At 73.3% G+C, this 12,585-nt stretch carries 14 protein-coding genes; 7 read left to right on the top strand and 7 right to left on the bottom strand.

Annotated features, from left to right (window positions below; all coding sequences use genetic code 11):
* Positions 1-27 precede the first annotated feature (27 nt).
* The gene (locus L1785_RS08575; protein ID WP_236088795.1) at positions 28-228 is read left to right on the top strand and encodes a hypothetical protein; all 201 of its coding nucleotides are present in this window, start codon (positions 28-30) and stop codon (positions 226-228) included.
* 23 nt (positions 229-251) lie between these two features.
* On the opposite strand, the gene L1785_RS22790 is transcribed toward L1785_RS08575, so the two are convergent.
* The 3 genes from L1785_RS22790 to L1785_RS08565 form a co-directional block, all read right to left on the bottom strand.
* The gene (locus tag L1785_RS22790; protein WP_268914996.1) at positions 252-383 is read right to left on the bottom strand and encodes an SRPBCC family protein; all 132 of its coding nucleotides are present in this window, start codon (positions 381-383) and stop codon (positions 252-254) included.
* 155 nt (positions 384-538) lie between these two features.
* On the bottom strand, positions 539-796 hold the full coding sequence (locus tag L1785_RS08570; RefSeq protein WP_236088794.1) for a globin family protein: 258 nt from the start codon (positions 794-796) through the stop codon (positions 539-541).
* Between the two features lie 270 nt (positions 797-1,066).
* A complete protein-coding gene (locus L1785_RS08565) occupies positions 1,067-2,035 on the bottom strand; it encodes an NAD(P)-dependent alcohol dehydrogenase (RefSeq protein ID WP_236088793.1) in 969 nt (322 codons plus the stop codon).
* A gap of 318 nt (positions 2,036-2,353) precedes the next feature.
* Between L1785_RS08565 and L1785_RS08560 the strand changes: the two genes are divergently transcribed.
* Entirely contained in the window at positions 2,354-2,947 is a 594-nt protein-coding gene (locus L1785_RS08560) for a hypothetical protein (RefSeq protein WP_236088792.1), read from the top strand.
* Positions 2,948-3,017: 70 nt separating this feature from the next.
* Here L1785_RS08560 and L1785_RS08555 read toward each other — a convergent pair whose 3' ends face one another.
* Positions 3,018-3,704: an alpha/beta fold hydrolase gene (locus L1785_RS08555; RefSeq protein WP_236088791.1), complete on the bottom strand. Its 687-nt coding sequence runs from the start codon at positions 3,702-3,704 to the stop codon at positions 3,018-3,020.
* A 178-nt stretch (positions 3,705-3,882) separates the two neighbouring features.
* Between L1785_RS08555 and L1785_RS08550 the strand changes: the two genes are divergently transcribed.
* Together L1785_RS08550 and L1785_RS08545 are read left to right on the top strand one after the other, a co-directional pair.
* Positions 3,883-4,455, top strand: coding sequence for a dihydrofolate reductase family protein (locus tag L1785_RS08550; protein WP_236088790.1), 573 nt, complete (start codon positions 3,883-3,885; stop codon positions 4,453-4,455).
* 17 nt (positions 4,456-4,472) lie between these two features.
* Entirely contained in the window at positions 4,473-5,450 is a 978-nt protein-coding gene (locus L1785_RS08545) for a helix-turn-helix transcriptional regulator (protein WP_236088789.1), read from the top strand.
* Here L1785_RS08545 and L1785_RS08540 read toward each other — a convergent pair.
* Positions 5,439-6,149, bottom strand: coding sequence for a helix-turn-helix domain-containing protein (locus L1785_RS08540; protein ID WP_236088788.1), 711 nt, complete (start codon positions 6,147-6,149; stop codon positions 5,439-5,441). The genes L1785_RS08545 and L1785_RS08540 overlap by 12 nt on opposite strands.
* The gene (locus tag L1785_RS08535) at positions 6,146-7,618 is read right to left on the bottom strand and encodes an APC family permease (protein WP_236088787.1); all 1,473 of its coding nucleotides are present in this window, start codon (positions 7,616-7,618) and stop codon (positions 6,146-6,148) included. Before L1785_RS08535 ends, L1785_RS08540 begins: the two co-directional genes overlap by 4 nt.
* 248 nt (positions 7,619-7,866) lie before the next feature.
* Here L1785_RS08535 and L1785_RS08530 point away from each other — a divergent pair, with 248 nt between their 5' ends.
* From L1785_RS08530 to L1785_RS08520, 3 genes are read left to right on the top strand one after another with little or no spacing between them, the layout of a single operon-like run.
* Positions 7,867-9,366, top strand: coding sequence for an APC family permease (locus tag L1785_RS08530; protein WP_236088786.1), 1,500 nt, complete (start codon positions 7,867-7,869; stop codon positions 9,364-9,366).
* A gap of 26 nt (positions 9,367-9,392) precedes the next feature.
* Complete coding sequence (locus tag L1785_RS08525) at positions 9,393-11,450, top strand: primary-amine oxidase (protein ID WP_236088785.1); 2,058 nt, start codon at positions 9,393-9,395, stop codon at positions 11,448-11,450.
* A 2-nt stretch (positions 11,451-11,452) separates the two neighbouring features.
* Entirely contained in the window at positions 11,453-11,959 is a 507-nt protein-coding gene (locus tag L1785_RS08520; protein ID WP_236088784.1) for a hypothetical protein, read from the top strand.
* Between the two features lie 8 nt (positions 11,960-11,967).
* Here the strand turns inward: L1785_RS08520 and L1785_RS08515 are convergent, their stop codons facing one another.
* Positions 11,968-12,573, bottom strand: coding sequence for a hypothetical protein (locus L1785_RS08515; protein WP_236088783.1), 606 nt, complete (start codon positions 12,571-12,573; stop codon positions 11,968-11,970).
* Positions 12,574-12,585 lie beyond the last annotated feature (12 nt).

The following is a 12,585-nucleotide window of genomic DNA, read 5'->3' as shown; positions in this document are numbered from 1 at the left end:
GAGCCCCGCGACAGTTCGGAGGCAGACGTGAAGTCAGGCCTGATGGCGCTCGGCGTCGTCCTCGTGATCATCGGCTGCGTGTTCACGTTGCAGGGACTTGGCTACCTTGCGGGCAGCGTGATGACGGGCGTGACGCTGTGGGCGATCATCGGGCCGATCCTCGCCCTCGCCGGGATCGCGCTGATCGTCTGGGCCGCGCGAGCAGGCCGGTCCGGTCACTCCGGCTGAGGCGTGTCCGCGCATCGACCGGTCTACGCGGGGCCCTCGAGGATCCGCGCGAGCCGTGCGAGGTCCTTGTTCGTCGCACGTCGCATCGGGGCCTCCACGACCGGCGCGGCGACCGAGGCGAAGCCTGACGGCTCTCCCGTGTTGCGGAGCGTCATGCGCGTGCCGTCACCTCGGGCTCCCGAGGCCATCTGTCGGTCCGACCGAGCGCCCCCACCATCCTCAGCTGATCGCCGCGCGGCAACGAGCCCTACGGCTGCGCGCGAACACGACGCGTGTCGGCAGGGCGAGTGCGATGCCAGGCTTCAACCTGTCAGTGCGCGTCCTGGTAGCCCGTCGTCACCTCGTCCTTGTGGGCCGCGAAGGCGGCGAGGACTTCGCCCTTCTCGGCAGGAGGCACCTCGAAGAAGTCAAGGGTGCGACCGACCTCGGCCGCGACCTCGTCGAACTCGTCGGGCGCGATCTTCAGTTCGCGATGCGCTTCCTCGAGACCCATTTCGGTACTCCCGGGCTCGGTCGCCGCATACTGGAACGGCCCGCCGGCCACCGCACAGACCCACAGCGTTCGCATGAACTTGAGCCCCGGAAGCCTGCCCAGCTGCTTCGTGTGCCAGTCCCTGAGATTGGGGTTCGTCGTCTGCCGTCTGCGGTTCCGGCATCGGGTCCCACCCGCGGCCATCCAGGAGCTCGTCGTCGTAGGCGTCGAGCACCGCCGCGACGTCCGCATCGGCGTCCAGGGTGAGGGGAGGCCACGGAGCCGGTCCGCGCGAGCCCGCGCGGACGGGTGACGGGTCATCGCCCCAGCCTGTCGCGGCCGGGTGAACTGCAGGTGACGGGCAGCTCAGCGCCCGCTGCTGCCCGCGACGTCGACGACCACCTTGCCCAGGGCGCGGCCTTCGCCGTGGTGAGCCAGTGCCTGGGGTACCTCGTCGAGCGAGTACGTGCGGTCGATGCGGATGCCGACCTGCCCGGCCGCGCACAGCTCGGTCAGCGGCTCGAAGTGCTTCGGACCCAGGCGCACGACGAGGACCCCGAGCCGGCGGCCGGTCAGCAGGCCGGCGAGGGGGCCGAGGGTCGCGATCTGCACCAGTGTCCGCACGGGTCCGCCGACACACAGGTATTGGCCGCCCCGCGCCAGCGCGCGGTGGTACGCGAAGACCGATCGGTGGGCGACGAGGTCGAGCACCAGGTCGTACGGCCCGGTCCGGGTGAAGTCCTCGGTCCGGTAGTCGATGACGTGGTCGGCGCCGAGAGACCGCATGTACTCGAGCTTGCCGGCGGCGTCCACGCCGGTCACGTGGGCTCCGGCGCGCTTGGCCAGCTGGATCGCGAAGGATCCCGAACCGCCGCCTGCGCCGTTGATCAGCACGCGCCGGCCCGGGCGTGCGGCCGCGGTTCCCTGGAGCGCGATGGCGCCCGCCTGCGGCAGCGTCGACGCCTCGGCGAACGTCATGGCCTCGGGCTTGTGTGCGAGGGCTGACTCAGGTGCCACCGCGTACTCGGCGAACCCGCCCATGAGCCCGAGGTTGTCGCCGTACACCGCATCGCCGGGGCGGAACCGCGTCACCTCGGGGCCGACGGCCTCGACCCGACCGGCGATGTCCGAGCCCAGCACGCGGCGGGCCGGGGTGCGCAGCCCGCCGAGCCGCGCGTAGAACGGTGTCCCGCGCAGGCTCTCCCAGTCGGAGAGGTTGACCGACGTCGCGACGACCTTGACCAGGACCTGCTTCGGGCCCGGCGACGGCACCGGTATCTCCTCGATCCGCAGCCTGTCCGGCGGGCCGTACTCGTCGTAGGCGACAGCTCGCATGGTGACCCCTCGTCGTGGCCTGCTTCCGGGCGGGCACGAGCCTAGCCGCGCCGGGCGACAGGCTTCAGGCCAATGGCCCCAGCTCTTCGGCGGCGGGCGCGAGCCGGTCGTACACCCCTGCTACAGCTTTTCCAGCACCTCCGTCTTGACCCGCCCCAGGAGGTCCTGCCCTGCGTCTGCGTCGGCGCCCAGGTTCCGGTCCGGCAGGACGAGCTCGTCGTACGCGAGCTCGGCGTAGCGGCTCAGCTGGTCCCCGAATATCGGCTCATGTCCGATACGGTGCGGCGTGCAGCTCGCCGACGTCCGGAGGATCAGACCATGAGGTTGTACGCGGCCGCACCGGCCCGTTGTGCCCGCCAGGTGCTCGGCGACCTGGTGCTGCTCGCCTGGATCGCGGCCTGGGCCTGGGCCGGGCGTGCGGTCCACGAGGCGACCCTGGAGCTGGGGCGGCCCGGCCGGGCGACGGCGTCGGCGGCCGACGAGATGGCCGGCCAGTTCCACGACGTCGAGGGCCGGATCGGCCGTATCCCGGGTGTCGGCGACGACCTGGCCGCACCCTTCAGCGGCGCCGCGGACGCGGCGGAGAGCCTGGCCGCCGCGGGACGGTCCCAGGCCGAGACGGTCGCCGACGTCGCGCTGCTGGCCGGGATCGCGGTGTTCCTGATCCCGGTGCTGCTGGTGGCCGTGCTGTACGTGCCGCTGCGGATCCGGTTCGTGCGGCGTGCGGGCGCCGCACGTCGTTTCGTCGGGGCCGATCCGGCGCTGCTGGCTCTGCGCGCCCTCGCGAACCAGCCGCTGCGGGCCCTGACCCAGATCTCCGACGACCCGGTGGGCGCGTGGCGCGACGGCGACCCCGCCGTCGTGCGCAGACTGGCCGACCTCGAGCTGCGGGACCTCGGCCTGAAGCGGTGACGCCGTCGCCGCACCGCCCCGCCCCAAGGTGGGCGGGGCGGGGCCGACGTCGTCACACGGGCTGTGCCGGTCAGGCCGACCGTGCCGCGCCCGCCAGCACCACGGCGAGCTCGGCCGGGCGCGTGAACATCGGCCAGTGGCCCGCGTCGAGGTCGACCAGGTCGACGTGCTTGGCCCGTGCGAGCTCGGGCACGTCGCCGGCATCGATCCACTGCTGGGCCTGGGCGGGCGTGAACTCCGGGCACACGACGGTGACGGGGACGTCGAACCGGCGCTCGTCGGCCAGGCGCACCACGCCCCGGGCAACCCCCTCGGGGACGGGGACGGCCGCGGCCGCGAAGGCATCCTTGGCCTGTTCGTCGAGGTCGGCGGAGTCCGGCCCCTCGAACGGCCCCCAGCCGGGGAACGGCATGACGCCGTCCGTGATCTCGAACAGGTCCGCGTAGAGCTTGCCGTCGTCCCAGGGGAAGCCGCCGATGAGGACGACCCCGGCCACCTTCTCGGGACGCGCGTCGACGGCGAGCCAGGCCAGCGTGCAGGCGGCGGAATGCCCCACGACCAGCGGCTTCCCGGATGCCGCGTCCAGGGCAGCGAGCACGGCGGCGACCTGGTCGTCGAGCGTGGCCGACGTCGCCCCGTCGCCCTGGCCCGGGAGCGCGATCGGCACGGGGCGGTGGCCGAGCGCCTCGAGCTCGGGTACGACGTCGTCCCAGGCGGACGCGTCGAGCCAGAGGCCGCCGATGAGCAGGATGTCCATGATTTCTCCTCCGTGATGAGGTGCGGCCGGATGCCGATGACTCCCACGCTAGGACCAGTTCCGGACGTTCTGCTTCCGGATCATTCCCGGCACCACGCATCCGATGATTTCTTCGTGCCCTCCTCGTCTGTGTTGCTGGAGGGCCGCACCGTGCGGCCGGACGACAGGAGAAACTCGAATGCGCAACATCGTCGCCACGCACTTCGTCTCGCTCGACGGCAAGGTCGACCCGACCGGCGGCGACCCCGAGCTGCACGACACCGCGTGGACCTTCAAGACGGTCGACGCCCTGCCGGAGATGTACGAGCTCAAGGGCAGGGAGCAGGAGGAGGCCGGCGCACTGCTGCTCGGCCGCGTGAGCTACCAGATGTTCGCGCCCGTCTGGCCGGACATGGACGAGTTCACGCGCTACAACACCCTGCCCAAGTACGTCGTCTCCACCACGCTCACCGAGGACGACCTGACCGACAACTGGGGCGAGACCACGATCCTGCGCTCGCTGGACGACGTCGTGCGGCTCAAGGAGACCGACGGCGGCGAGATCCAGGTGCACGGCAGCGTGTCCCTCACGCGGGCGCTCGCGGACGCGGGGCTCATCGACGCGTACCACCTGCTCGTCTTCCCGGTGCTCCTCGGCCAGGGCAAGCCGCTGTTCAGCGACGCCGACAAGGCGGCCCAGAAGCTCCGGCTGGTCGAGCACGAGGTGTACAAGAACGGCGTCCAGAAGCAGATCTTCGAGGTAGTGCGCTGACGGCCTAGCCTGAGGGCGTGCCGTCCGAGATCAGCCCCACCGCACGCGCGCTCCGGGCCATGGAGATCCTGCAGACGCGCCCGGGCACGACGGCGGACGAGCTCGCCGACCGGCTGGGCGTGACGGAGCGTGCCGCCCGCCGGTACGTCGGGATACTGCGCGAGGCCGGGGTCCCCGTCTCGTCGTCCCGGGGCCCGCACGGCGGCTACCGCCTCGGGCGCGGGACCCGGCTGCCACCGGTCACCTTCACGCAGACCGAGGCGCTCGGCCTGGTCATGGCGGTGCTCGATGGTAACCCCGACGCCGACGGCGACGACCTCGTCGACACCGCTCTCGGCAAGGTGATCCGGGCGCTGCCCGAGGACGTCGGACGGCAGGCGGCCGCGCTGCGCGAGCATGCCTCGGCCGCGCCCGACCGGTTCGCCGCCCGCCCGGACACCGCGATCACCAGCGACCTGGTCGCGGCCATCGCCGCCCGACGGCGCGTGCTGGTCACCTACCGGGGCGAGTCCGGCAGCGAGTGGGTCGCCGAGGTGGACCCCTGGGCCGTCGTCGTGCGCTACGGGCGCTGGTACCTCCTGTGCCACTCCCACCGCGCCGGTGCGGTCCGCACCTACCGCGTCGACCGGGTCCTCGCCGTCGAGCACAGCGACCAGCGTTTCGAACCGCCCTCCGACCTGGACCCCGTGGCGGCGCTCGAGGAGCACCTGGGCACCGGCTGGCAGTTCACCACCCGCGTCGTGTTCGACGCCCCGCTCGCCGACGTCGCGCCGTGGGTCGGGGCGCAGATGGGGCGGCTCGAGGCGTCGGACGACGGGTGCGTGCTCGTCGGCAGCACGCGGAAACCGGAGATGTACGCGCAGGAGTGGCTGGCGAGCGTGCCGTACCCGTTCCGGGTGGAGGGCGGGCCCGAGCTCCGGGCCGCGGTCGGGGCGCTCGCGGCGCGGCTCGCCGCGGCGGTGGCGGACCCCTCAGGTTCAGGCTCAGGCGAGTAGCGGCCCCAGCTCGAGGGCGGCGGGCGCGAGCCGGGCGTCGACCTCGGCCGCGCCGGGCATCCGGTCCTCGGGGGCGACCACGACGAGCCCGGCGACCACCTGGCCGGCCTCGTCGACGACGGTGGCGCCGATGGCGGTCCACCGGTCCGCCACGCAAACTGCCGGCTGCCTCCCGGCGGTCAGCTCGGCGCACACACCGTCGACGACCTCGCGGACACCCGGTTCGGGGACGAGCGGGAAGTCGGGGTCCTCGTCGACCACCGCGTGCACCACGCCGTCGAGCCGGACGAGGTGGATCCCGCCCCGAAGCCCCGCGCGGAGCCGGTCCAGGATCGCCCGCGCCGCGCGGGGCGGACGCGGTGCGGGCGGCGGGAACAGCGCGGCCATCCTGCGGCCGAGCGCGAAGCCGCGCAGGTCCGGGAGCCGGACGAGGTACTCGTCCTCGGTCAGCACCTGGATGAGCCGGTACGTGGTCGCGCGGGACAGGCCCAGATCGGCCGAGATCTCCTGGCCGGTCACGCCGGCCCCGGACGCGGCCACGTACTCGAGCACCCGCAGAGCGTGCCGCGCGGCGCGCGGCTGACGCCCGCGCAGCCCTTCCTCGCCCGCGTCGTCGGCACCCTTGTCCGCTGCGCCACCGTCCGCGAGCCCGAGCAGCCGCGCGGCGGCCTCGGGGCTGGCGAAGATGGGGCGGCTCATTCGGCGCCGAGCAGATCGGTGACGACCGCCTCGTCGTGCACGCCCAGCCGCGCCCACAGCCGGGGGAGGCGTCCGAGCCGGACCAGGCCGGCCGCGACCCCGACGGCCAGCAGCGTCACGAACACCCACACGCCGGCCTGCCGGGGCGTTCCGCTCTGGACCACCAGCATGACGACGAGCGAGCCGGCCAGCAGCGTCGCGGTGCCCGCGGCGAGCGCGACGGGCGGCCAGGTCGCCTCGCCGATGCGGCGCAGGAAGGCGGGCACGGCGGCGCAGACCAGCGCGTAGGCGGTGATGTAGCCGCCGGCGGCGACGACAAGGATCGCCTGCATGGCCGACCAGAGGTCCGTGCCGAGCAGCACCATCGCGACCGGGCCGAGGGTCACCACGGGCATCGTCAGCGCCAGCGCCCGGGCAGGGGTGCCGTGCACGGCGTGCGCGATGCCGAACGCCCGGGGCGCCAGGCCTTCGCGCCCCATGGTGAACAGCACGCGCACGAGCGCCGTGGACGAGGCGATGGCGCAGGCGAAGAACGACGCCGTGATGCCGACGTCGAGCACCGGACCCGCCCAGCTCACGCCGTAGGCCACGGCGAGCTCGTTGGCGGGGGAGCGGGCGCCGGCGAGGTCGAGCCCGAGGCCGGCGTAGCCCACGAGCTGGCTCACCGAGGCGCCCAGGTACAGCAGGCCCGAGCCGAGCGCGGTCCAGGTGACGGCGCGCGGGACGGCGCGGAACGGCCGCCGCGCCTCGGCGCCGAGCGTGGCAGCGGACTCGAAGCCCACGAACGCGGTGAGCGCGATCGCCGTGCCGACCGCGACGTCGGCGGGGCCGGTGCCCGGCTCCGGCAGGGCCGCGCGGACGGCGGCCGTAGGCCCGGTGTGCGCGAGCATCGCGAGCACGAGCACGGCCAGGAGCACCACGGAGACGACCTCGATGACGAGCGTCACCCGGGCCGAGCGGCGGATCCCGCGCAGCAGCACCCACCACACCGCGGCGCCCATGAGCAGCACGACGACGAGCGCGGGCGCCGCTCCCGGCGCCAGAGCCGGGAAGAACCGGACGACCAGGATGTGCGCGTACCAGCCACCGCCTGCCAGGGCGAACATCGTGATGAACCCGTACCCCAGCAGCATCGCCACCCCGGTGACCACACCCGCTCGCGGGCCGAGGCCGCGGACGACGAAGGTGTACAGCGAGCCCGTGGCCGCGATCCGCCGGGTGAACTGGTTCACGCACGCGGCCACCGCGACCGCCAGGACGAGGGCGACGGCGAGGGCGAGCACGGTCGAGCCGCCGGCCACGGTGGCCACCAGGAGCGGCATCGTCGTGGCGGCGGCCGACGGCGCGACGGCCGACAGCGACTGCGCCACAACGTCGGTGAACGGCAGCGAGCGGCGGGCCAGGCCGTGCACCGGAGAGCGGGTTCCGACGACGGGCCGGCGGGCGCGCACGGGGGCGGGTGTGGTCACGAGCGCTCCCTCCGTCGTCCGACCGGTCTTCCGGCCGTCGTCCGGCCGGGTGTGCGGGAGCCTAACAACGGGCTGTTGCGCCGGCCGCCGGCTCGTGTTTCGGCGGTGTGACCCTCAACGAGACACGGGCTCGGCCGACGTCTCGGCGGCCTCCGACGAAGGTTTACGACGCGGAGACCCCGGAGCAACGGCTGCCTCGGACTCTGGTGGACGTCACGCTCCCCGTCCTGTCACGCCCTGGAGGTCCAATGTCCGCTCCGATCCGGACCGGCTCGTCGCCGTTCGACGCGGGCCCAGCCCCCGCAGCCCCCGCCGTCCGCGCGCTCACCGGCAAGCTCGGGCCCGTCGCGATCGTCTTCATGGTGGTCGCCGCCGCGTCGCCGCTGACCGTCGTCGGCGGCGCCGCCCCGCTCGGCATCCTGCTCGGCAACGGCGTCGGCTTCCCCGCCCTGTACGTCGCCTCGGGTGTCATCCTGCTGCTGTTCTCGGTGGGCCTGGCGGCGATGACCCGCGTGGTCCCGCGGCCCGGCGCGTTCTTCACGTTCGTCGGCCACGGCCTGGGCCGGCGCGCCGGCCTCGGCGCCGCATACCTGGCGCTGCTGACCTACACGACAGTCCAGGTCGCGGTGTACGGATACCTCGGCTACATCCTGTCGGTCACCTTCGCGCAGCTCGGCGTGGCGGAGCTGCCCTGGTGGCTGTGGGCCCTGGCGGTCGCCGCGCTGGTGGGCGTGCTCGGCTACCGGCACATCGACCTGTCGTCGAAGGTCCTGGGCGTCCTGCTCGTCGGCGAGATCGGCATCGTGCTGGCGGTCGTGGCCGGCGTCGTGCTCACGGGCGGCGACCAGGGGCTGTCGCTGGAACCGTTCGAGCCGGCCAACGTCTTCTCCGGGTCCCCGGCCATCGGGCTGACGTTCGCCATCGCCGCCTTCATCGGCTTCGAGGCGACGGCGGTCTTCCGCGACGAGGCGCGGGACCCGGCTCGCACCATCCCGCGCGCCACCTACGCCGCCGTCATCGGGATCACCATCTTCTACACCCTGGCCTCATGGGGCCTGGTGATGGCGTGGGGTCCCGACCACGCCGTCGACGTCGCCGCCGCGGACCCCGGCGCGATGATCCTGACGACCACGGCCAAGTACCTCGGCACGGCCGGTGAGGTGATCGTCAACGTCCTGCTGATCACGAGCATGTTCGCCTGCGTGCTCAGCTTCCACAACGTCATCACGCGCTACCAGCACACGATGGCGAACGCCGGCCTGCTGCCCGGCGCCGTCGGCGCGGTGCACGCCCGGCACCTGTCCCCGCACTGGTCGTCGCTCGTGCAGTCGGCCACCACCGTCCTGCTGGTGCTCGTGTTCGCGCTGGCGGGGCTCGACCCGGTGCTCGAGGTCTTCACCTGGTTCGCCGGCGTCGCCACGCTCGCCATCGCGATCCTGATGGCGGTCACCAGCCTGGCGGTCATCGTCTGGTTCCGCCGCACCCGGCAGGACGCGCGGGTCTGGAACACGGTCGTCGCCCCCGCGCTCGGCCTGGTCGGCCTGGCTGGTGCGGCGGTCGCCATCGTCGCGAACTTCCCGCTCCTGGTGGGCGACGTCGACGCCGCCGGGAACCAGCAGTTCGGCGCGACCAGCGCGGTGCTGCTCGCCCTGATCGTGCTCTGCCCCGCCGCCGGCTGGGTGCAGGCGGTCGTCCTGCGCCGTCGCAGCCCCGAGACCTACGCCCGCATCACCGAGGCCATCGGCTGACGCCGACCCTCGAGAGGAGAAACACGATGACCGCCACGCACTCCGTCGCGCCGGGCACGACCCCGGCCATCGAACCCACCGCAGACCCCACCACGAGGCATCCGCTCGCCACGCTGACCGCCGGCGAGATCACGGCCGCTGCCGCCGTCGTCGGCTCGGCCGGCCTGGTGGGCGAGACCACGCGCTTCGTCTACGTCGGGCTGCTCGAGGCGCCGAAGGCGGCCGTCCTGGCCTGGGAGGCCGGCACGGGCGGCGCGCCGCCCCGGCAGGTCCGGGTCCAGCTGCTGGACCTTGCCACCGGGGTCCAGCACGACACGGTCGTGGACGTGACCGCCGGCTCCCTGGTGTCCCAGGAGGTGCTCGACACCGCCGAGGTGGGCCAGCTTCCCATCCTCGACCTGGAGTTCGAGATCGTCCCCGAGATCGTCGCCGCGTCACCGGAGTGGCTGGACGCTCTGGCCAGGCGCGGCCTGGACCCCGCCGCGGTGGTGACCGTGCCGCTGTCGGCCGGCGTCTTCGGCTTCGAGGACGAGGCGGGCAAGCGCATGGCCCGCGTCTTCGGGTTCCGCATGGACCACGAGGCCGACCACCCGTGGGCGCACCCCGTCGACGGCCTGGTCGCGTACGTGAACCTCACCACGCGCGAGGTCACACGCGTCATCGACCACACGACCCTGCCCGTGCCCGCCGAGCACGGCAACTACACCCGGCCCGACCTCGCGGGCACGCCCCGCACCACGCTCAGGCCCATCGAGATCACGCAGCCGCAAGGCCCCTCCTTCCAGGTGACCGACGACGGCCTGGTGACCTGGGAGAGCTGGCAGGTACGCGTCTCGTTCGACGCGCGAGAGGGCCTGGTGCTGCACCGCATCTCGGTCGACGACGCGGGCGAGCAGCGCTCGGTGGCCTACCGGGCGTCCATCTCCGAGATGGTCGTGCCCTACGCCGACCCGTCCCCGACCCGGTTCTGGCAGAACTACTTCGACACCGGCGAGTACCTGTTCGGCCGGTACGTGAACTCGCTCGAGCTCGGCTGCGACTGCCTGGGCGAGATCCACTACCTCGACGCCGTCCTCGCCGACGAGCACGGCCGCCCCCGCGTGGTCAAGAACGGGATCTGCCTGCACGAGGAGGACTACGGGGTGCTGTGGAAGCACTCGGACATCTTCACCGGTGTCAACGAGACGCGGCGTCAGCGCCGCATGGTCGTCTCGTTCTTCACCACCGTGGGCAACTACGACTACGGCTTCTACTGGTACCTGTACCTGGACGGCACGATCGAGTGCGAGGCCAAGCTCACCGGCTTCCTGTTCTCCTCGGCCTACCCCGGGCCGGGGCCAGACGGCGAGCCGTACCCCTATGCGTCCGAGGTGGCTCCGGGCCTGGGCGCCCCCTACCACCAGCACCTGTTCTCGGCCCGGCTCGACCTGGACGTGGACGGCACCGCCAACGCCGTCGACGAGGTCGATGCGGTGCGCGTCCCGGTGGGGGAGGGAAACCCGTTCGGCAACGCGTTCACCGCCAGGCGCACGCGGCTGACCTCGGAGGCCGGGGCCGCCCGCCGCGCCGACGGGTCGGTGGGCCGCACCTGGCACATCAGCTCCACCGAGCGCACCAACCGGCTCGGGCGCCCGACGGCGTACGTGCTGCACGCGCAGGACGCCCCGACGCTGCTGGCCGCCGACGACTCCTCGATCGCGTCGCGCGCCGCGTTCGCCACCCAGCACGTCTGGGTGACGCGGTTCGCCGACGACGAGCGGTACGCGGCCGGCACGTACGTGAACCAGCACGCGGGGGGCGGGGGACTGCCGCAGTGGCAGGCCAAGGACCGGCCGCTGGACGGGCAGGACGTCGTCCTGTGGCACACCTTCGGGCTCACGCACTTCCCGCGGCCCGAGGACTGGCCGGTCATGCCCGTGGACCACACCGGCTTCAAGCTCACGCCGTACGGCTTCTTCGACCGCAACCCCACGCTGGACGTGCCCGCCTCGACGTCGGCGCACTGCGCGCCGACGTCGGCGTCGTCGACCCCGTGCTGCGGCGGCGCGCACGGCGACGGGCCCTGCCCGCACCACGGGGCCTGAGCGTGTACGTGCTCCACGCCCTCGCCCTCGGGCCGGCGGTGCTCGCGGTCGCGTGCACCCCGGCCCGGGGGCGGGGTGGGCGCGCGGCCGTCGCGACCGGGCTGGTCATGCTCGTCGCGATGGCGGACATCGCGCTCGTGCCCGGCGGGGTGCCGGACCTCGTCTGGGTCGCGGTGCTGCTCGCCGCCGCGGTCGCCCTGGCCGGGACGCGGCGGCACGGACCGTCCGACGGCGGCGAGGACCACGGTCGGCACCTGCTGCACGTGGGCTGCCTGCTCGCGATGGCGGCGCTCACCGCGGCCATGGCGGGGCCGGGCGCGGCGTCGTCGGGCCACCGTCACGGCGCCGGCGCGGACCCCCTCCTCGTGCTCGGGCTCGGCGGGGCGGCGGTGTTCGTCGTCGCCAGCTGCGTGGTCGCCGCGGGTGCCGGACAACGGACGAAGGACCGGGTGGCCGTCCTGGCGGGGGCGGGATCGGTGGCGCTCATGGCGGCCGCCGTCGTCGCCTGAGACCCTGCTCAGCCCGCCGTCTCGACCACGTCGCGGACGTAGAACTTGTACCAGAGCCGAACCGGTGTCCCCGCGCCCTCGCCCACAGCCATGCTGGGCTTGATCGCAGTGGACACCTCACCGGTCGAGCCGTTGTAGTTGTCCTTCGCGCGGGTCTCGTTGACGTCGGCGGTCTCGGCCCACCGTGCGGTCTCGGCCCATTCGGCGACCTGAGCGGCGTCGACGCCGAGGAGCGCTGCGTCCGCCACCATCCGGTCGGCGGCAGCCTGCCCGCCCGCCTCGGTCCAGAACAGGTCGACCGAGTCCACGTAGCCGTGCCGGGTGGTCACCGTCATCTCCTCGGTGCGCCCGGACCACGTGCCGCTGGGGAGCGTGAGGCTGACGGTGGCGTCCTCGGGCACGGCGACGATCACCATGTCGTCCGCCGGGAGTCCCAGGGCCTCCGCCTCGAGCGGTCGTGTCAGGTCCCACTGCATGCTGTTCGCCTCTCCGAATACCTGGGTGCCGTCGTTGCCGTCGTCGTCCTGGTCGCCGCCGACGTGGACGGTGCAGCCGGCCGCCACCGTGAGGGCGAAGATCGCGCACGCCGCGAGGATCACCTGTCGTACTGCCATCGGTCCACCTTG

It is taken from the genome of Antribacter soli, assembly GCF_021568775.1.
Lineage (GTDB): Bacteria > Actinomycetota > Actinomycetes > Actinomycetales > Cellulomonadaceae > Antribacter > Antribacter soli.
Note: the sequence above shows the minus strand (reverse complement) of the source record. Positions and strands in the feature narration are given on the sequence as shown.

What these genes read in the sequence shown, in the direction of transcription:
- L1785_RS22790 (WP_268914996.1), bottom strand. Translation starts at nt 383, where the DNA reads ATGACGCTCCGCAACACGGGAGAGCCGTCAGGCTTCGCCTCGGTCGCC.
- L1785_RS08570 (WP_236088794.1), bottom strand. Translation starts at nt 796, where the DNA reads ATGCGAACGCTGTGGGTCTGTGCGGTGGCCGGCGGGCCGTTCCAGTAT.
- L1785_RS08565 (WP_236088793.1), bottom strand. Translation starts at nt 2,035, where the DNA reads ATGCGAGCTGTCGCCTACGACGAGTACGGCCCGCCGGACAGGCTGCGG.
- L1785_RS08560 (WP_236088792.1), top strand. Translation starts at nt 2,354, where the DNA reads ATGAGGTTGTACGCGGCCGCACCGGCCCGTTGTGCCCGCCAGGTGCTC.
- L1785_RS08555 (WP_236088791.1), bottom strand. Translation starts at nt 3,704, where the DNA reads ATGGACATCCTGCTCATCGGCGGCCTCTGGCTCGACGCGTCCGCCTGG.
- L1785_RS08550 (WP_236088790.1), top strand. Translation starts at nt 3,883, where the DNA reads ATGCGCAACATCGTCGCCACGCACTTCGTCTCGCTCGACGGCAAGGTC.
- L1785_RS08540 (WP_236088788.1), bottom strand. Translation starts at nt 6,149, where the DNA reads ATGAGCCGCCCCATCTTCGCCAGCCCCGAGGCCGCCGCGCGGCTGCTC.
- L1785_RS08530 (WP_236088786.1), top strand. Translation starts at nt 7,867, where the DNA reads ATGTCCGCTCCGATCCGGACCGGCTCGTCGCCGTTCGACGCGGGCCCA.
- L1785_RS08525 (WP_236088785.1), top strand. Translation starts at nt 9,393, where the DNA reads ATGACCGCCACGCACTCCGTCGCGCCGGGCACGACCCCGGCCATCGAA.
- L1785_RS08515 (WP_236088783.1), bottom strand. Translation starts at nt 12,573, where the DNA reads ATGGCAGTACGACAGGTGATCCTCGCGGCGTGCGCGATCTTCGCCCTC.